This is a genomic window from Pseudomonas sp. LBUM1674 (assembly GCF_059695635.1).
On the sequence record NZ_CP166779.1, the window covers coordinates 1,352,019 to 1,371,095 of the forward strand.

19 protein-coding genes are annotated in these 19,077 nt (G+C 61.0%); 9 read left to right on the forward strand and 10 right to left on the reverse strand.

Going from position 1 to position 19,077, the window contains the following annotated elements; genetic code table 11:
* The first annotated feature begins 78 nt into the window (after positions 1–78).
* Positions 79–756 (forward strand): response regulator, encoded by a 678-nt coding sequence (locus ACA067_RS06250; RefSeq protein WP_497461026.1) that lies wholly within the window; start codon positions 79–81, stop codon positions 754–756.
* Complete coding sequence (locus ACA067_RS06255) at positions 753–2,099, forward strand: ATP-binding protein (RefSeq protein WP_497461027.1); 1,347 nt, start codon at positions 753–755, stop codon at positions 2,097–2,099. The genes ACA067_RS06250 and ACA067_RS06255 overlap by 4 nt, the downstream gene beginning before the upstream one ends.
* Positions 2,100–2,187: 88 nt before the next feature.
* Here the strand turns inward: ACA067_RS06255 and ACA067_RS06260 are convergent, their stop codons facing one another.
* Positions 2,188–3,186 carry an AraC family transcriptional regulator gene (locus ACA067_RS06260; RefSeq protein WP_497461028.1) on the reverse strand — a complete coding sequence of 333 codons (999 nt, stop codon included), beginning with the start codon at positions 3,184–3,186 and terminating at the stop codon, positions 2,188–2,190.
* 338 nt (positions 3,187–3,524) lie between these two features.
* On the opposite strand from ACA067_RS06260, the gene ACA067_RS06265 reads away from it, so the two are divergent.
* On the forward strand, positions 3,525–4,859 hold the full coding sequence (locus ACA067_RS06265) for a dicarboxylate/amino acid:cation symporter (RefSeq protein ID WP_150746736.1): 1,335 nt from the start codon (positions 3,525–3,527) through the stop codon (positions 4,857–4,859).
* A gap of 161 nt (positions 4,860–5,020) precedes the next feature.
* Positions 5,021–6,202, forward strand: coding sequence for a CaiB/BaiF CoA transferase family protein (locus tag ACA067_RS06270; protein WP_497461029.1), 1,182 nt, complete (start codon positions 5,021–5,023; stop codon positions 6,200–6,202).
* Between the two features lie 133 nt (positions 6,203–6,335).
* Here ACA067_RS06270 and ACA067_RS06275 read toward each other — a convergent pair whose 3' ends face one another.
* A complete protein-coding gene (locus ACA067_RS06275; RefSeq protein ID WP_497461030.1) occupies positions 6,336–6,830 on the reverse strand; it encodes a SprT family zinc-dependent metalloprotease in 495 nt (164 codons plus the stop codon).
* 161 nt (positions 6,831–6,991) lie between these two features.
* Entirely contained in the window at positions 6,992–7,594 is a 603-nt protein-coding gene (locus tag ACA067_RS06280; RefSeq protein WP_017340184.1) for a Yip1 family protein, read from the reverse strand.
* Between the two features lie 373 nt (positions 7,595–7,967).
* On the opposite strand from ACA067_RS06280, the gene ttcA reads away from it, so the two are divergent.
* Positions 7,968–8,792, forward strand: a complete 825-nt coding sequence (gene ttcA / locus ACA067_RS06285) for a tRNA 2-thiocytidine(32) synthetase TtcA (protein ID WP_497455649.1) — start codon at positions 7,968–7,970, stop codon at positions 8,790–8,792.
* 149 nt (positions 8,793–8,941) lie between these two features.
* Complete coding sequence (locus ACA067_RS06290) at positions 8,942–9,616, forward strand: DNA-3-methyladenine glycosylase I (protein ID WP_497461031.1); 675 nt, start codon at positions 8,942–8,944, stop codon at positions 9,614–9,616.
* Positions 9,617–9,720: 104 nt separating this feature from the next.
* Here the strand turns inward: ACA067_RS06290 and ACA067_RS06295 are convergent, their stop codons facing one another.
* From ACA067_RS06295 to arsC, 3 genes are read right to left on the reverse strand one after another with little or no spacing between them, the layout of a single operon-like run.
* A complete protein-coding gene (locus tag ACA067_RS06295) occupies positions 9,721–10,146 on the reverse strand; it encodes a DUF2069 domain-containing protein (RefSeq protein ID WP_497461032.1) in 426 nt (141 codons plus the stop codon).
* 1 nt (position 10,147) lies between these two features.
* Positions 10,148–10,744, reverse strand: a complete 597-nt coding sequence (gene wrbA, locus ACA067_RS06300) for an NAD(P)H:quinone oxidoreductase (RefSeq protein WP_064676288.1) — start codon at positions 10,742–10,744, stop codon at positions 10,148–10,150.
* Positions 10,741–11,094, reverse strand: coding sequence for an arsenate reductase (glutaredoxin) (gene arsC, locus ACA067_RS06305; RefSeq protein ID WP_497461033.1), 354 nt, complete (start codon positions 11,092–11,094; stop codon positions 10,741–10,743). The genes wrbA and arsC overlap by 4 nt, the downstream gene beginning before the upstream one ends.
* A gap of 113 nt (positions 11,095–11,207) precedes the next feature.
* Between arsC and ACA067_RS06310 the strand changes: the two genes are divergently transcribed.
* The gene (locus tag ACA067_RS06310) at positions 11,208–11,675 is read left to right on the forward strand and encodes a TlpA family protein disulfide reductase (RefSeq protein WP_497461034.1); all 468 of its coding nucleotides are present in this window, start codon (positions 11,208–11,210) and stop codon (positions 11,673–11,675) included.
* Positions 11,676–11,830: 155 nt separating this feature from the next.
* Here the strand turns inward: ACA067_RS06310 and ACA067_RS06315 are convergent, their stop codons facing one another.
* The 4 genes from ACA067_RS06315 to ACA067_RS06330 all read right to left on the reverse strand — a co-directional run bounded on the left by ACA067_RS06315 (position 11,831) and on the right by ACA067_RS06330 (position 16,625).
* Complete coding sequence (locus ACA067_RS06315; RefSeq protein WP_497461035.1) at positions 11,831–12,235, reverse strand: META domain-containing protein; 405 nt, start codon at positions 12,233–12,235, stop codon at positions 11,831–11,833.
* Complete coding sequence (locus ACA067_RS06320; RefSeq protein WP_307342060.1) at positions 12,235–12,669, reverse strand: hypothetical protein; 435 nt, start codon at positions 12,667–12,669, stop codon at positions 12,235–12,237. Before ACA067_RS06320 ends, ACA067_RS06315 begins: the two co-directional genes overlap by 1 nt.
* A gap of 77 nt (positions 12,670–12,746) precedes the next feature.
* A complete protein-coding gene (locus ACA067_RS06325) occupies positions 12,747–13,739 on the reverse strand; it encodes a 2-hydroxyacid dehydrogenase (protein ID WP_497461036.1) in 993 nt (330 codons plus the stop codon).
* A gap of 132 nt (positions 13,740–13,871) precedes the next feature.
* A complete protein-coding gene (locus ACA067_RS06330) occupies positions 13,872–16,625 on the reverse strand; it encodes a response regulator (protein WP_497461037.1) in 2,754 nt (917 codons plus the stop codon).
* Between the two features lie 213 nt (positions 16,626–16,838).
* Between ACA067_RS06330 and ACA067_RS06335 the strand changes: the two genes are divergently transcribed.
* Positions 16,839–17,561, forward strand: coding sequence for a response regulator transcription factor (locus ACA067_RS06335; protein ID WP_497461038.1), 723 nt, complete (start codon positions 16,839–16,841; stop codon positions 17,559–17,561).
* Positions 17,548–18,972 carry a histidine kinase sensor domain-containing protein gene (locus ACA067_RS06340; protein WP_497461039.1) on the forward strand — a complete coding sequence of 475 codons (1,425 nt, stop codon included), beginning with the start codon at positions 17,548–17,550 and terminating at the stop codon, positions 18,970–18,972. The genes ACA067_RS06335 and ACA067_RS06340 overlap by 14 nt, the downstream gene beginning before the upstream one ends.
* The last annotated feature ends 105 nt before the right edge of the window (positions 18,973–19,077 follow it).

Consider the following 19,077-nt stretch of genomic DNA (forward strand, 5'->3'; position numbering starts at 1 on the left):
GCTGATCCGGCGTCGACCTGTCAGTTATCGAGGTGCGCCGTTCGTGTCTCAAGATGTTGATTTGCCCGGGAGGGCGTTATGAAACTGCTGGTCGTCGAAGATGAAGCGCTGTTGCGCCATCACCTGCAAACCCGCCTGACGGATAGCGGCCATGTGGTCGAGTCCGTGGCCAACGCCACCGAAGCGCTGTATCAGGCCGGGCAGTTCAACCATGACCTGGCGGTCATCGATCTCGGCTTGCCGGGCATGGGCGGGCTGGACCTGATCCGTCAGTTGCGCTCGCAGGGCAAGACCTTTCCGATCTTGATCCTCACCGCTCGCGGCAACTGGCAGGACAAGGTCGAAGGCCTTGCGGCCGGGGCCGACGACTATGTGGTCAAGCCGTTCCAGTTCGAAGAGCTGGAGGCTCGGCTCAATGCCTTGCTCCGTCGTTCCAGCGGGTTCACCCAGTCGACGATTGTTGCCGGGCCGCTGCTGCTGGACCTCAATCGCAAGCAGGCGTCCCTCGATGATCAGCCGCTGGCGCTGACGGCGTATGAGTACCGGATTCTCGAGTACCTGATGCGCCATCACCAGCAGGTGGTGCCCAAGGACCGCTTGATGGAGCAGCTTTACCCCGATGACGGCGAGCGCGATCCGAACGTGATCGAAGTACTGGTCGGCCGGCTGCGCCGAAAGCTGGAGGGACCCACCGGCTTCAAGCCGATCAATACCGTGCGTGGCCTCGGCTACCTGTTTAATGAGCGCTGCACTTGATCAGTTCTCTGCGAATTCGTCTGATGCTCGCCGCCACGATCCTGGCGATAATGTTCATGCTCGCGTTGCTGCCGGCGATGCAGGGCGCATTCAGCCTGGCATTGCAGGACGCTATCGAGCAGCGCCTGGCGTCGGACGTCACCACGTTGATCTCCGCCGCGCGGGTGGAGAACAACCGCCTGCAGATGCCGGCACAGTTGCCCGACGAGCGCTTCAACCTGGCCGACGGCCGTTTGCTCGGTTATATCTACAACCGTGAAGGTCGTCTGGTCTGGCGCTCGAAAGACACCCTCGAAGAGAACATCAATTACACACCGCGTTACGACGGGCACGGTAACGAGTTCGCGAGGATTCGCGAAGACAGTGGTCAGGAATTCTTCGTCTATGACGTCGAGGTCAAACTGCTCGGCGGCAAAAGTGCAGCGTTCAGTTTTGTCGCGCTGCAACCGCTGCGCGACTACGAAATCACCCTCGAAGGCCTGCGGGAAAACCTTTACCTGGGCTTCGGCGCGGCCTTGCTGGTGTTGCTGGCGTTGCTGTGGATCGGTCTGACCTGGGGCTTGCAGGCGTTGCGCCGGTTGAGTCAGGAACTGGACGAGATCGAAAGCGGCACCCGCGAAAGCCTCAGCGAACAACACCCCAGCGAATTGCTGCGCCTGACCGGCTCCCTGAACCGCTTGCTGTGCGGCGAGCGCGAACAGCGAAGCCGCTATCGCGATTCCCTGGATGATCTGGCCCACAGCTTGAAAACCCCGCTGACAGTGCTGCAAGGCGTCAGCGAGGACATGGCCCTGCGGCCAGCGGATCGCGATCAGGCCTGGGTCCTGCAAACCCAGATCGAGCGCATGAGCCAGCAGATCGGTTACCAGCTACAGCGCGCCAGCCTGCGCAAAAGCGGACTTGTGCGACATCAGGTGCGGTTGCGTCCGGTATTGCAGAGCCTTTGCGACACGCTGGACAAGGTTTATCGCGACAAGCAGGTGCGGGTGACCATCGATCTGCCGGAGCCGTGTCATGTGCCGATCGAGCAGGGCGCCTTGCTGGAGATGTTGGGCAATCTACTGGAAAACGCCTATCGCCTGTGTCTCGGCGAAGTGCGCATCAGCGCGCGCGCGACCCAGGACGGGATCGAGTTGTGCGTCGAGGATGACGGCCCCGGGGTGCCGCCAGATCAGCGCGCGCGGATTCTGCAGCGCGGCGAACGCCTGGACCGCCAGCATCCGGGGCAGGGCATAGGCCTGGCGGTGGTCAAGGACATCATCGAAAGCTACAGCGCGAAGCTGACCCTGGATGATTCACCCCTGGGCGGGGCGGCGTTCCGGATTCAGATTCCGGTGGTATGACCTGAGTCATGCAGGGTTCTTTCGGGCCTCATCGCGGGCAAGCCCGCGATGAGGCCAGTGAGTTCACCCTAGAGCCTGGCCCCGGAGCTCAGTTCTCCCGGGCGCGGTAGGCCCCCGGCGTCAATCCCGTCCACTTCTTGAACGCCCGGTGAAACGCCGAAGGCTCGGAAAACCCCAGCTGCTCGGCAATCTGTTGCAACGACAGATCCGCACGCCCCAAGTGATAAATCGCAATGTCCCGGCGCAACTGGTCCTTCAGTTCCTGAAAACTCGAACCCTCTTCACGCAAGTGTCGACGCAGCGTCTGCGGGCTGATGTGCAGGTGCGCGGCCACCGATTCCAGGTCAGGCCAGCATGCACTGTCGCGGCTGAGCAGACGCCGCAGCTGGCTACTCAGGCTGTCGCCGTCATCCGGGCGCGACAGCAGGTCGGCCGGGGACCGTTCGAGGAAACGCTTGAGGGTTCGCTCGTCCTGCAACAGCGGCATGCTCAGGTAGCGGTTGTGAAACAGCAGGCTGCTCTGCGCCGCCTTGAACTGCTGGGGGCATGAAAACAGCAAATCATATTCCGCGCCGTGTTCGGGCCTTGGATAGCTGAAGGTTGCCTGCTCCAGACGAATGCGCTGGCCGATCATCCAGCTGCCAAGCCGATGCCAGATCATCAGCAGGCTCTCGCTGAGGAAATGATCCGGGTCCCACAGCTGCGCATCGTCGAGGCTCAGGCGCACCCATTCGTCTTCGCGGGTCAGGCTCAGGCGCGGAGCCCCGGGGAATAAGCGATAAAACAATAAGCCGCGATTGAGGGCGCTTTCCAGGTTGCGGCAGTGGATCACCGCATGGCACATCATCGCGAAGCTGCCTGGTTTGCTCGGGGCCGATCCGAAACCCAGGTACTCGTCGTCCAGTGCCAGCCACAATCCCTGGATCAACCGGGTGAACTGCTCGGGCGCGATGCGTGCACGCGGCTCGTCGAGCAATTCGGCGCTGATCCCCAATCGCAGCAGCAGGTTCGAATAGTCGTACCCACGCCGGCGCGCCCCTCCCAGGGCGGCGCGGGCGAAATGACTGGCGATGGTGCGTTCGCGCATAGAGGCAGGTCCGTCCATTGAGCAGCGGATGGTAGCCGGGCGCAAGGGAGATCAACAAGGCGGATATCCGCCAAATTGCAGGACGCGATTTGGTCGATTGGCGGTATTCCGCCACGCTACCGTGATTGTTCAGTGTCCAGGAAAAACCTGTAACCCTTGATGTCGGAAGGCTTGCGGGCATTTCGCCGAAGGTGGCACGGGCTTTGCGATACAACCAGCAGATGTCTGCCGTTGCGCAGCTCGACAAAACAAATCCCTCCAGTGCAGGAGGGTTCGCAAATGAGGTGTCGTCGACAACAGATGGAGGTTGTCGCGGGACGCTCTTGAGGAACTTTGCAATGACGACTCGTCAGCCACTGTATAAATCCCTGTATTTCCAGGTGATCGTTGCTATCGCCATCGGCATCCTGCTTGGTCACTTCTACCCGCAGACTGGTGTGGCCCTCAAGCCGCTGGGTGACGGGTTCATCAAACTGATCAAAATGATCATCGCGCCTATCATCTTCTGCACCGTTGTCAGCGGTATCGCCGGCATGCAGAACATGAAGTCGGTCGGCAAGACCGGCGGTTACGCGCTGTTGTACTTCGAAATCGTTTCGACCATCGCACTGCTGGTGGGTCTGGTGGTGGTCAACATCGTGCAGCCCGGTGCCGGCATGCACATCGACGTCACCACCCTGGATGCCTCCAAAGTCGCTCAGTACGTATCCGCTGGTGCCGATCAAAGCGTGGTCGGCTTCCTCCTGAATGTCATCCCGTCCACCATCGTCGGCGCGTTCGCCACGGGTGACATCCTGCAAGTGCTGATGTTCTCGGTGATCTTCGGTTTCGCCCTGCATCGCCTGGGTGCCTACGGCAAGCCGATCCTGGACTTCATCGATCGCTTCGCCCACGTGATGTTCAACATCATCAACATGATCATGAAGCTCGCGCCGATCGGTGCCTTCGGTGCCATGGCGTTCACTATCGGCGCCTACGGTGTCGGCTCGCTGGTGCAATTGGGTCAGTTGATGGCCTGCTTCTACATCACTTGCCTGCTGTTCGTCCTGGTGGTGTTGGGCGGTATCGCTCGCGCGCACGGCTTCAGCGTGCTGAAAGTGATCCGTTATATCCGTGAAGAGCTGCTGATCGTGTTGGGTACTTCCTCCTCGGAATCGGTACTGCCACGCATGCTGATCAAGATGGAGCGTCTGGGCGCGCAGAAATCCGTGGTAGGCCTGGTTATCCCGACCGGTTACTCATTCAACCTCGACGGTACTGCGATCTACCTGACCATGGCGGCGGTGTTTATTGCCCAGGCCACCGACACTCACATGGACCTCTCTCATCAGATCACGCTGCTGGTGGTATTGCTGCTGTCCTCCAAAGGCGCTGCGGGCGTGACCGGTAGTGGCTTCATCGTGCTGGCTGCGACCCTGTCTGCGGTCGGCCATCTGCCGGTTGCCGGCCTGGCGCTGATCCTGGGTATCGACCGCTTCATGTCCGAAGCCCGTGCCCTGACTAACCTGGTGGGCAATGCCGTTGCTACCCTGGTGGTGGCCAAGTGGGTCAAGGAACTGGATGTCGATGTGATGCAAGCCGAACTGGCTTCCGGTGGTCGCGGTATCGCCGACGAGCGTGAAGAAGATGACCTGGGCGTGGCCGAAGGCCCAACCCCGAACAGCGTCAAGTAACGCTCGCTTCACCGCTATTCAGGCTGCAACAAAAAACCCGCTTCGGCGGGTTTTTTGTGGGCTGCGATTTGAGCGAAACGGTCACCGCAACTGACGCAAAAGGTGATTGCCGCATTGCCGATGGCTGCCTAGTCTGGGGGTATCGTTTACGGAGAAGACCCATGATCGGTCCACTGGCATCACTCAAGGTTCTGGATTTCTCTACGTTGTTGCCTGGGCCGTTTGCCTCGTTATTGCTGGCGGACATGGGCGCCGAGGTGTTGCGTATCGAATCGCCGAGCCGCATGGACCTGTTGCGGGTGCTGCCGCCCCATGACCAGGGTGTCTCGGCCAGCCACGCCTACCTCAATCGCAACAAGCGCAGCCTGGCGCTGGACCTCAAGCAGCCTGAAGCGCTGGACGTGATCAAGCAATTGCTTCAGGACTACGACATCGTGCTGGAGCAGTTTCGCCCCGGCGTGATGGAGCGTCTGGGCCTGGGTTATGAAGCCTTGAAGGCGATCAATCCGAAACTGATCTACGTCTCGATCACTGGTTACGGTCAGACCGGCCCTTACAAGAACCGCGCCGGCCATGACATCAATTACCTGGCGCTGTCAGGGCTGGCCAGTTACACCGGTCGCGCCGACAGCGGACCCTTTCCCTTGGGCATGCAAGTGGCGGATGTCGCCGGCGGCTCTTTGCATGGGGTGATAGGCCTGTTGGCAGCGGTGATCGCCCGTCAACAAAGCGGGTCAGGACAATATCTGGACGTGAGCATGACCGATTGCGTGTTCAGTCTGAACGCCATGGCCGGCGCCGGCTACCTGGCCTGTGGCGCGGAGCCGCACAGGGAGGACCAGATGCTCAATGGTGGCAGCTTCTACGACTATTACCGTACACGCGACGGCCGCTGGTTATCAGTGGGTAGCCTGGAGCCGCCGTTCATGAAACAACTGTGTACGGCGCTGGGGCTGGAGGAGCTGGCGACTTTGGGATTGTCGCCTGAACCGGTGCAGCAGAAGAAACTCAAGGAAGCACTGAGGACCGAATTCGAGAAACACGACTTTGGTGAATTGTGCGCGCTGTTTGCCGAGCTCGATGCCTGTGTCGAACCGGTATTGAATCTGGGCGAAGCGGTTCGTCATCCTCAGTTGAGATCACGGCAACTGGTCACTGAGGTGCCGCGCAACGACGGCTCGACCCAAGCGCAGATGGCCTGTCCGTTGAAGTTTTCGGACGGGTTGCCCGAGCCGCGACATATCGGCGCGGCGCTGGGTGAGCATACCGATCAGGTGTTGGGGGAGTTGGGGTATAGCGCTGAGCGGATTGAAGCGTTGCGGCGTGCCGGGGTGGTCATATAGCGCCTGTACCGGCCTCTTCGCGGGCAAGCCCGCTCCCACAGGGGCAGTGCCGTTTGCAGATTTTGTGTACGACACAGATCCTGTGGGAGCGGGCTTGCCCGCGAAGAGGCCAGTCGAGACACCACAAATCCAACTACTCGACCCGCATCTCCCCACTGAACACCAACGTGCTCCGGCAGCGCCGACACAAATACCGTCGGCCTTGCCGCACCAGCCCATGGCGCTGCGCTGAAAACGGAAAATCGCTGTCGGCGCACGGGCATTTGTAGATGTAGCGGGTCACCCTGCGGCGTTTGACGTCATAGGTATGGCAGCGATTGGGCGGCAGTTCGTACACGCCACGCATGATCAATTGCCACTCTTCGCCATGGGGCTGGATGCGGTCGCCGAACAACTGATGGGCGATCAGGTGGGCAACCTCGTGGGCCACGGTCTGTTTAAGAAAATCTTCGGTGTTTTCCCGGTACAGCTGCGGATTGAAACGCAGCATGTTCTCGTGCAAGTGCGCGACACCGGCTTTTTGGCCGCGCAGCTTGAGACTCACCACGGGGCGTTTGAAAGGTCGTTTGAAAAAGGATTCAGCTTGTTGGAAACAGTCTTCGACGCGGGAATTGAGGTGCTCGGGCATGCTTGATGGATCTCCAGAGACGTCGAGTATGCCGCAACCCTCGGGACTTGCGAATCGTCGAGGCGCCGAATGGTCATCGGCTGCCCACTGCCTTGAAGACATCAGAAGGCCGCCTTGCGGCGGCCGGTATTGGCAGATCTGGTTTTTAGTAAACAGCGTTGTTAATTGGTATAGACCGGCCCCACGCCGAGTCCCCAGACAATCACGGTGAACGCCATGATGGCTACCAGCACCACCAGGCCTACGGCGAGTACCGAACTTGAAAACAGAAATCCTTCGTCCGACGGAATGTTCATGAACGTCGGTAGCCCGACATAGAGCAGGTACACCGTGTAGCAGATGGCCGCGGTGCCGACGATCATCCCCAGCCACATGTGCGGGTACAGTGCCGCCAGGCCGCCAATGAACAACGGTGTCGCGGTATAGGTCGCAAACGCGACGCAACGGGCCAGGCTCGGGTTGGCATCATAGGTACGGGCCATCCAGTGGATGAATGCGCCCATCACCGCAACGCCACCGAGCATCGCCAGGTATGACATGATCGTCATCCATAGCGCACTCTCTGTCGTCAGCATCACCGGCGCTCGATTGCCGATGACCCAACCGACCTGTGTGGTACCGATAAACGCCGACACCGCCGGGATTGCCGCCAGGATGAGCGTGTGGGTCAGGTACATGTGGCTGATGCTTTCCTCCTGATCGCCACGAATTTCTTTCCATTCTTGGTCAGGGTGGGTGAATAGGCCCACTACGTGATGGATCATGCCAGTCACTCCTCTTGTTTTACCGTCGCCCCCCAGTGGAGCGCCTACGGGCCAAGGTGGCCGAGTAAGGAAAGGTCTGGATATGTGTGCGACCTTATGTCGCAGTATAGAAAGGTCTTATCCACGCAGGTACGGGGGGCTTAGAGCAAATCGCGCTGTAAAAGCGGAGGGTAATCGCTGAAGGGTCTGTCACCTCAATCCCTGTGGGAGCGGGGCTTGCTCGCGAAAGCGGTTTAAAATCCAACCTGGACGTTGGCTGATCCAACGCCTTCACGAGCAAGCCCGCTCCCACAGGGGGATGGTGGGCACTTCGCCCCGGAAGGGTTTTTGCGTAAAATGCCGGCCTTTCGTCACACCTCACGGATTTCGCGTCATGGGCACTCTCACGGTCAACCAGAACAAACTGCAAAAGCGCCTTCGCCGCCAGGCCGGTGAGGCTGTCGCCGACTTCAACATGATTGAAGACGGTGACAAGGTCATGGTCTGCCTGTCCGGAGGCAAGGACAGCTACACCATGCTGGACGTGCTGATGCACTTGCAGAAGGTTGCACCGATCAGGTTCGAGATCGTGGCTGTGAACATGGACCAGAAGCAGCCGGGCTTCCCGGAGCATGTACTGCCGGCTTACCTCAAGACGCTGGGTATCGAGTACCACATCGTCGAGAAAGACACCTACTCGGTGGTCAAGGAGCTGATCCCGGAAGGCAAGACCACCTGTTCGCTGTGCTCACGCCTGCGTCGCGGTACGCTCTACACCTTCGCCGACGAAATCGGTGCGACCAAAATGGCGCTCGGCCATCACCGCGACGACATCGTCGAGACCTTCTTCCTGAACATGTTCTTTAACGGATCGCTCAAGGCCATGCCGCCGAAGCTGCGGGCCGACGACGGTCGCAACGTGGTGATCCGCCCGCTGGCCTACTGCAACGAAAAAGACATCCAGGCCTACTCCGACTTCAAGCAATTCCCGATCATCCCGTGCAACCTCTGTGGTTCCCAGGAAAACCTGCAGCGTCAGGTGGTCAAGGACATGCTCCAGGAGTGGGAACGCAAGACACCTGGCCGCACTGAAAGCATTTTCCGCAGCCTGCAGAACGTGATCCCGTCGCAATTGGCGGACCGCAATCTGTTCGACTTCACCAGCCTCAAGATCGACGAAACCGCAGCTTCGCGGTTCGTCAACGTAGTAAACCTCTGACACTAATTATGTGTGGGAGCGAGCCTGCTCGCGAATGCGTAGTGTCAGTCAACAACAATGTGGCTGACACTCCGCATCCGCGAGCAGGCTCGCTCCCACAGGTTCTTTGTTTACAGGTGTCGGTTTCATCTCAATCCTCAGGAGAGGGCATGCGCGATTACAAGTGGCTGCACGAATACTGTCTGAACCGCTTTGGTTCAGCGGCTGAACTGGAAGCCCATCTGCCCGTTCCCAAGACCCCGGCGCAATTGCGCAAGATCAGTGATGACCGTTACCTGTCGACCATGGCGCTGCGCGTATTCCGTGCCGGGCTCAAGCACAGCCTGGTGGACGCCAAGTGGCCGTCGTTCGAAGAGGTGTTCTTCAAATTCGACCCGGAAAAAGTCGTGCTGATGAGTGCCGAACACCTGGAGCGGTTGATGCAGGATGCGCGGATTATCCGGCACCTGGGCAAGCTCAAGAGCGTGCCGCGCAATGCGCAGTTCATCCTTGATGTGGCGCATGAGAAGGGCAGCTTCGGCGCCTTGATCGCCGATTGGCCGGTGACCGATATCGTCGGCCTGTGGACTTACCTGAAAAAGCACGGGCATCAGTTGGGCGGGTTGTCGGCGCCGCGGTTCTTGCGCATGGTCGGCAAGGATACCTTTGTGCCGAGCTATGACGTGGTGGCGGCGTTGAATGCGCAGAAGATCGTCGACAAGGTGCCGACCAGCCAGCGGGACCTGGCCACGGTGCAGCACGTGTTCAACCAGTGGCATGAAGAGAGTGGCGGGCGGGCGATGAGCCAGATTTCGATGATGCTGGCGTACACCGTCAATCATTGACACCGAGTCGATCCCATCGCCGGCAAGCCGGTCTCGCTCCCACAGGGGATTTGTGAACGGCGCAAATTCCCTGTGGGAGCGAGCCTGCTCGCGAAGGCGGCCTATCAGGCGACCGAGATCTCGCCTTCTCCGGCCAACCTGCGATTCAACTGAAACCGCCACCGCACAAACAACAGAGCCGAGCAGAACACCGCCAGGCTCGCCCCCATCTCCAGCAAACCGAACAGCTGCCGGTTCGGGTCGAACGCGGCCAATGCGCCCTTGATGAAATACAGGTTCACGACAAAGCACATCCACGAATGCCCACGCGGGCTGCCGGTGATCATGCCCGGCGCCAGCAACAGCAGCGGCACCAGTTCGATCAGCAGAATGACCCAGGGCCGTGCGCCGTGCAGGTCGGCGACTGCCAGGTAGTAGACGCATAGCAGCCCCACCAAGCCGAAAAAACACAGCAGGCTGATGACTCGCATCGCTCGTACGCGCGGTTCCAGCCATTCGATGGAGGGCAGAATCTTCGGCTTCCTGGCCACTTCAGCTCTCCAGTTTCTGTGCAGTGCGGGCCAGGCGCAGACCCAAGGCTCGGCACAGCGCCACTTCATGTTCATTCAAGCCGCTTTTGCCATCGGCCCCGGCGTGGTGACTCGCACCATAAGGCGTGCCGCCGCCGCGGGTTTCCAGTAAGGCCGATTCGCTGTAAGGCAGGCCGGTGATCAGCATGCCGTGGTGCAGCAGTGGCAACATCATCGACAACAGCGTGGTTTCCTGGCCGCCATGCAGGCTCGCGGTGGAGGTGAATACCCCGGCCGGTTTGCCCACCAGTGCACCGGTCAGCCACAGGTTGCTGGTGCCGTCGAGGAAGTATTTGAGCGGCGCCGCCATGTTGCCGAACCGGGTCGGACTGCCCATGGCCAGGCCCGCGCAATTCTTCAGATCGTCGAGGCTGGCGTACAGCGCGCCTTCGTCGGGGATGTCCGGCGACACGGCTTCGCATTCGGTAGAAATCGCCGGCACCGTACGCAACCGGGCTTCAAGACCGGCCTGCTCGACACCCCGGGCAATCTGCCGGGCCATTTCATTGGTCGAGCCACTGCGGCTGTAATACAGGACCAGGATATAGGGTGCGCTCACGGCAGCAGCTCCAGCACATTCTCCGGCGGACGGCCGATGATGGCTTTGTCGCCGACTTCGAGAATCGGGCGCTCCATGAGTTTCGGATTCGCGGCGATGGCGGCGATCAATTGCGCCTCGCTGAGGCTGCTATCGGCCAGATTGAGGGTTTTGTACTCGTCTTCGCCGGTACGCAGCAGTTGCCGGGCGCTGATGCCGAGCTTGGTCAGCAGGCTCTGGATTTGCCCGGCGTCGAGCGGGGTTTCCAGGTAACGGACCACAGTCGGAGCCAGGCCCCGGGCTTCAAGCAGTTCGAGCGCACCGCGGGATTTCGAGCAGCGCGGGTTGTGATATAGCGTCAGATCGGTCATGTGCGGGTCGCATCTTGCGTAAGGTGGCGGCTATTCTAACTGGGCAGCGCGTAATCCAGAACCTTGGGAGGCAATGGGTCGCGGCAGTATTCTTTTTTGACAAGGATCACGACATGACAAGACGACTGGCGGCGGCATTGGCAATCATCGGGGCGTTGGTGCTGGGAGGCTGTGGCAACGACTATGGCATCGACCAGAACGGTCGGGCAATCGCTGCCGAGCGTCTGGACAAGCAATGGCTGGTGCTCAACTACTGGGCAGAATGGTGCGGGCCGTGCCGTACAGAGATCCCGGAGTTGAACGCGCTGGCCGATCAGCTCAAAGACAAGCAGATCGGCGTGTTCGGGGTCAACTTCGACAATGTACAGGGCGAGGAGCTAAGAAGCGCCAGTGAGAAGTTGGGCATCAAGTTCACGGTGTTGGCGCAAGACCCGGCCGACCTGTTCGAACTGCCGCGCAGTGAGGCGTTGCCGGTGACCTATATCATCGATGACAAAGGCAAGGTGCGGGAACAGTTGATGGGCGAGCAGACGGCAGCGGGGGTGATGGCGAAGCTGGAGGCGTTGCAGGCTAACAACTGATCGTCCGTGCTGTAGGAGCCGGCTTGATCGTTCCCACGCTTTGCGTGGGAATGCATCCTTTGACGCTCTGCGTCACGATTTGCGAAGGGACGCGGAGCGTCCCGGGCGGCATTCCCACACGGAGCGTGGGAACGATCATTACAGGTTGCTTCGGATCAACCCTCTTCCAGCCACCAGCGCAACGGCTTGCCTTCGGCCGGCCAGAAACGCATCTGGTCGATCGGCGAAACATCCCAGAGCTGCACATTTTCCAGCGCCTGGAGAAAACGCTTCTCCTGCTCCATCAACGCCGGCGCACACATTTTGCGGGTGCTGCCGACCTTGCCGAAGCTCAGCTTGTCGCCGTCCAGGGTGTACGGCGCGAACCAATGGTTGCAGCCGCCGTTGCCGTAGGCCCGACCGTCTTCACCGAGGGTGATGGTCAGGTGGCTGTAATCCATCAACGGACGTTCGCCGATCCACTCCAGTATGTAGCTGCGGTTCTGTTGCAACTTCACCGGTTCGGCGGCGCAGCCCAGCAGGCTGGCGCCAAGCATGGCGCCCAGAACAAGGCGTTTCATCACGCAGGCTCCTGGCATGTCGGGCACAGGTGCTTCTCGCCGGCAGTGGTCCAGCCCAACTCGGCAATCCGCGCAGTGGCGGCTGGCTTTTCGGCCTTGTTGCCCAGCTTGGCGTCGACCGCGAACTCGAAGCTCAACGCTTTGGCGCAGCTGTCGCAGTTGACGTTCCAGGTGTGGATCGCCAGTTCGCCGAACACCGGACCACTGGCCACCGCGACCCATTGGCCGGGCGGGTTGATCAGGTGGCGAACCGTTTCGACGGTCAGGCGCATGGACAAGTCCTTGCTGCCTTTGAGGGTCACGACCAACACGTCGTTATTGCGAATCGAGCCGCCGTTGCCGGTGACTTGATAACGCCCCGGTACCAGGGCGCGGCATTCGGTGAGGGTGTGTTGCGGGTTCATCAGGCTATAGCGGAAATCGTGTTCGACCATGGGTCCTCCAATTATGCGCGGCATGCTAGCACGGACATCAACGCAGCACCGCGCGGGCGAATGACCTTCGATCTGGTTCAGCCGGCATCAACTTGATTCTGAGTATTGCCGACAGCCCAGGCCGCGATGTTCTGCAGGGTGGTCGCAGCAATCGCGCCCAGGGCTTCGCGGGTCAGGAAGGCCTGGTGTGCGGTAATGATCACGTTGGGAAACGTCAGCAGGCGCGCCAGCACATCGTCCTGCAGCGGCAGATCGGAGCGATCCTCGAAGAACAGCTGCGCCTCCTCTTCATACACATCCAGCCCCAGATAACCCAGTTGGCCGTCTTTCAACGCATCGATCAGCGCCGGGGTATCCACCAGGCCGCCGCGACCGGTATTGATCAGCATCGCGCCGGCTTGCATGTGTGCCAGTGACTCGCTGTTGATCAAGTGTTTGCTCTGCTCGTTGAGCGGGCAATGCAGGCTGATGATCTGCGACTCGGCCAGCAACTGCGGCAAGCTCAAATAACGGGCACCGAGGGCTTCGACCTGAGGATTGGGGCAGGGGTCGTACGCCAGCAACCGGCAGCCAAAGCCATGCATGATTCTGGCGAAGGTCGCACCGATCTGCCCGGTGCCGACCACGCCGACGGTCTTGCCGACCAGGTCGAAGCCGGTCAGGCCATGCAGGGTGAAATCGCCTTCGCGGGTGCGGTTGTAGGCGCGGTGCAGGCGGCGGTTGAGGGCCAGGATCAGCGCCACCGCATGTTCGGCCACCGCATGGGGCGAGTAGGCCGGGACCCGTACGATCGTCAGTTCCAGCCGCTTGGCCGCAGCCAGGTCGACATGGTTGTAACCAGCCGAACGCAGCGCGATCAGACGAGTGCCCCCGGCGGCCAGGCGTTCGAGCACCGCGGCGCTGAGGTCGTCATTGATGAACGCGCAGACCACCGCGTGATCCTCCGCCAATGCCACCGTATCGAGGCTCAATCGCGCCGATTGAAAGTGCAACTCGATGCCGGCGGGCAGGGCTGCCGCGAGAAAACTGTCGCGGTCGTAGGTCTGACTGCTGAAAAGAATGGTGCGCATGATTTCCTCCTTGTTCCCGATCCCCTGTAGGAGCTGGCAAGCCAGCGAAGGCGTCCTCAAGAAATACGCAGAATTTGAGGGCCCCTTCGCTGGCAAGCCAGCTCCTACAATGGGTTGCGGTAATGGGTCAGTTCAAGCGTTGATACGGGCATGGGCGGCCAGGCGGTTGATCGCCCGATCGAGTTCTTCCAGGGCGCCGGGGGCTTTCGGGTCCTGTTGCTTGAGCAGGGTTTCGCTGCGCTGGCAGGCGGCGCGCAGTTGCGGCACGCCGCAATAGCGGGTCGCGCCGTGCAGCCGATGAACGCGCTCGATCAGGGCGTTCTGGTCATTGGTTTCCCGAGCGCAGCGAATGGCTTCGCGGTCGGCTTCCAATGACGCCAGCAGCATCGCCAGCATGTCCGCCGCCAGATCAGCCTTGCCGGCGGCCAGGCGTAAACCTTCTTCGTGATCGAGCACCTGCAACTCATGGTCGCCGCCATGGCTGTCGCTGGAACGCTCCGGCCCATGATTGCGCAGCGCCAGGCCGGTCCACTTCAACACCACCTGCGCCAGTTGCCGTTCGCTGATCGGTTTGGTCAGGTAATCGTCCATGCCGCTTTGCAGCAGTGCGCGTTTTTCGTTGGCCATGGCGTGGGCGGTGAGGGCCACGATCGGCAGCGGCGTGCAATGCCGTTCGCTTTCCCACTGACGTATCGCTTCGGTGCTCTGGCGTCCGTCCATGCCTGGCATCTGCACGTCCATCAGCACCAGATCGAAGGTCTCGCTCTGCACCGCCTTCACCGCGGCGTAACCACTTTCCACCGCAAGCACCTTGGCGCCCATGTCTTCGAGCAGGGTCTGCACCAGCAACAGGTTGGCCGGGTTGTCGTCGACACACAGCACCTTTGGCGCACGGCTGGACAACGGTTCGCCCGGCTCACTACGCAACTGGCGCGGGTTGACCAGGTCGGACAGGGCCCGTCGCAGTTTGCGGGTGCAGGCCGGTTTGGCCTGAAGCTGGCTGTGCGGGTTGGGGACCGAGAGGTGGAACAGCGTCTGTTCGGTGGTCGGGCACAGCACCAGCACCTTGCAGCCCAGGTGTTCGAGGTCCCAGATGTGCTGGTTGAGGCGCTCCGGCGGCATGTCGTTGCTGGTGATGCCCAGCACCGCCAGGTCAATCGCCTGATCGGTCTGATGTGCGCCGGTCACGCCATTGGTCAGGCTTTCCAGGGTATTGAACGGGGTGACTTCCAGACCGCAGTCTTCCAGTTGATGCTGTAACGCCTGACGGGCCAACTCGTGGTTTTCCAGCACCGCCACCCGGCGTCCGAGCAGCGGCGGACCCGGCAGGTCTTCGGCGTCGTCGCGGGTTTTTGGCAGGCTCAGGCTGATCCAGAACTCCGAACCTTCGCCCGGCGTGCTGTCGACCCCGATTTCGCCACCCATCTGTTCGATCAAGCGCTTGGAAATCACCAGGCCAAGACCGGTGCCGCCAGGCTGTCGGGACAGCGAGTTGTCGGCCTGGCTGAACGCCTGGAACAGCGCGCGCACGTCCTGGTTCGACAGGCCGATGCCGGTGTCCTGGATGCTGATGCGCAACTGCACGCTGTCCTCATGCTCTTCTTCGAGCATGGCCCGGGCGACAATGGTGCCTTCACGGGTGAATTTGATCGCGTTGCTGACCAGGTTGGTGAGGATCTGCTTGAGCCGCAGCGGATCACCCACCAGCGACAGCGGCGTGTCGCGATATACCAGGCTCACCAGCTCCAGCTGTTTGGCGTGGGCGGCCGGGGCGAGGATGGTGAGGGTGTCCTGCAACAGGTCGCGCAGATTGAACGGAATATGGTCGAGCACCAATTTGCCGGCCTCGATCTTGGAAAAGTCGAGGATCTCGTTGATGATCCCCAGCAGGCTGTCGGCGGACTTTTCGATGGTGCCCAGGTAGTCGAGCTGGCGCGGGGTCAGCTCGCTTTTTTGCAGCAGATGGGTGAAGCCGAGTATGCCGTTGAGCGGCGTGCGGATTTCATGGCTCATGTTGGCCAGGAATTCGGATTTGATCCGGCTGGCTTCCAGGGCTTCCTTGCGCGCCAGGTCGAGCTCGATGTTCTGGATTTCGATGGTTTCCAGATTCTGGCGCACATCTTCGGTGGCCTGGTCGATGCTGTGCTGCAATTCTTCCTGGGCATTTTGCAGGGTGCCGGCCATGCGGTTGATTCCGGACGCCAGTTCATCCAGCTCCTGACTGCCGAGAGGCGGCAGGCGGGTTTCCAGATGCCCGTCCTTGAGTTTTGTCACGGCTTGCTTGATCTGGCCCAGCGGCCGGTTGATGGTCCGGCCCATGCGCAACGCCAGCAGTGCCGCACCGCCCAGGCCCGCGCCGATCAGCAGCAGGCTGGCGAACAGGCTGCGGTAACCGCGCAGCAGCATGCCGTTGTGGGACAGTTCGAGTTCCACCCAGCCGAGCAGGCGGTCGGCTTCATCAGGGATCAGGTCGCCGGCCAGATTGCGGTGCTTGCCGAATACCGGCAGCAGGTAGCGAGTCGCATCGTTGCCGCTGCGATGCAGCATCTGCGAGCCGTTGCCCAGAGGGGCAGGATTGAGCATGAGCGGGCCGGCATGGGCCAGTAGCGTGCGGTCGGGCGCGAGGAAGGTTACCGCGCGAACGTCCGGCTGCTCCAGTGCCTGGGTGGCGATGCGCTCCAGCAGCTCGTTGTTCTGGTGACCCATGGCCGGGGCCGCCAGGGGCGCCAGCTGTTCGGCGATCATTTCGCCACGCTGCATGAGTTGGGCTTGCAGGTCGGACTGCTGCATCCAGGTAAAGTAGCCACCCAGTACCAACGCCATCAGGCTGGTCGGCAACAGGGTCAGCAACAGCACGCGGCCTTTAATTCCCAGTTTCTTGAGCACGCCTCTCTCCTGCATCCCGCTATTCAATGACCTGCACGTACATCCGGCACGCACCACCTGCGCAGTGTAGCGATTTGATCGCGGGCCATCCGGTAAAATTGAAGTAGTCATTCGTCGGCCGCAGGCCTGCTTTTGCGTCGTGGGCAAACCTTGGGTTGCCCCTGGCGAGGCAATCTTGAATAATCGCCAATTGAGAATTATTTGCAGATACTCATGACTCCCATCTCTATTGGCCACCCTCGCATCCTTTCCATCGAAGACGACCTCGTGCTCGGTGCCTATGTTCATGAGCACCTGGGACGTTGCGGGTTTCAGGTGACCTGGTGCCAGAACGGTCAGGAAGGCCTGGCCATTGCCCGCCAGCAAGCCTTCGATGTGGTACTGATGGACATTCTGTTGCCGGGCATGGACGGGTTGAACGTGCTGACGCAATTGCGCCAGAGCCATTCGACTCCGGTGGTGCTGATGTCCGCGCTCGGCGCCGAGGCGGATCGCATCAGCGGCTTTCGCCTGGGCGCCGATGATTATTTGCCCAAACCCTTCAGCATGGCCGAGTTGCGGGTGCGCATCGAAGCGATCCTGCGGCGGGTGGCGCTCGACCGGCGGCCGGCGCCTGCACCGGTCGTCCCTGCGGCGGACAGCCTGCGGTTCGATGATGAGCTCTTTGACGTCTTTTACGCCGACCACGCTGCCGGGCTGACCCGTAGCGAGTATCGGTTGCTGGAAACACTGAACCGCAATGGCGATGAAGTGCTGAGCAAGGCCTTCCTTTATCAACATGTGCTGCAACGCGGTTACGCGGCCCATGACCGCAGCCTCGACATGCACATCAGCCAGATCCGCCGCAAGCTCAAGGTCATCGGCTACACCGAGCGGGAAGTGCGCACGGTCTGGGGCAAGGGCTATGTATTGAGTGCTGTCGATGAAATGGTCTGATCTGCCGGGCCGGCATTCGCTGTTCTGGAAGCTGGCATTTTTGCTGGTGGCGTTCTGCCTGCTGATGATCTGGTTGAGCTGGTCTTGGGGCCGCTATATGGAACAGCGAAACCAGTTCCTGTCGGATGACGCCCGAGCCACCCTGACGCGCTATGCCGCCGAGGCCGAGCAGGCGTGGCAGCAGCGGCAGGACGCTGGCGTCGATGCATGGCTGCAAAGCATGCAACAGCGCGAAAGAGGCTGGGTTGGCGTCATTGGCGGTGATTTGCAGTCGTTGAGCAGCCTGCCGCTATCGGATAAGGACATCCAGCGCCTGACCTTTCTGCGCGGCCTGGACTGGCCCATCCATAAAAAAGGCCTGCCGTGGCTGCGGGTGCCGTTTCCCAACGACCCGACCGTCGGCAGTCTGGTAATTGAACTGCCCCAACGTTTTAAACCCGGGCGCTACCGGGTGTTCTGGCGCGTGATCACCAACGGCGTCATCCCCGGACTGTTCACCTTGCTGCTGTGCGTCGGGCTGTATCGGCTGCTGGTAGTCCCCCTCAATAACCTGCGCGAGCAGGCCAATGCGTGGCGTGCCGACCAGTTGGGCGTGCGCCTGTCGCGCCGCACGACCAACCGTTCCGATGAGTTGGGTGAGCTGGGCCGAGCCTTCGATCACATGTCCGAACGCCTGCAAAGTACCGTGGCCCTGCAACAACAATTGCTGCGCGATCTGTCCCACGAGCTGCGCACGCCGCTGAGCCGCCTGCGGGTGGCCAGCGAGAGCGAGCAGGGGCTGACGCAATTGCGCGAACGCATTGGTCGGGAAGTCGACGGGATGCAGCGGCTGGTGGAGGATGCTCTGCAACTGGCGTGGCTCGACACCGAGCGCGCGCCTTTGCCCGACGAAGCGATCCAGATCCAGGCGCTGTGGGAAATGCTCACGGAAAACGCCTGCTATGAAAGTGGCTGGCCGGCGATTCAGTTGCAATGTGCGGTGGATTCGTCCTGCTGGGTGCGCGGCAATCTCAATACCCTGGCTCAGGCGCTGGAAAATATCCTGCGCAATGCCATTCGTCATTCCCCCAAAGGCGGCGTCGTGCGTCTGGACGGACGGCGCGATGGTGATTTCTGGCATTTGTGGCTGGAGGACGAGGGCGGCGGGGTGGCTGAGGCGGATCTGGAACGGATCTTCTCGCCGTTCATCCGGCTTGACGGCGCGCGGCCGGGGAATGGTGGGTTCGGGTTGGGGTTGAGTATCGCCAGGAATGCGGTGCAGCGGCAGGGTGGGAGGCTTTGGGCTGAGAACACTGGGGCGGGGTTGCGGCTGAATATGCGGTTGGTGGCTGATGTCGGTGGTGTCAGTGATGACGCCTTCGCGAGCAGGCTCGCTCCCACAGTGGATGGGTGTCGGCCACAAATTATCTGATCACCTCAGATCCCCTGTGGGAGCGAGCCTGCTCGCGAAGAGGCACTGCGATCCACCACAATCCTTCCCTTATTCCCATAAGCCATAAGCACCGTACTTTGCGTG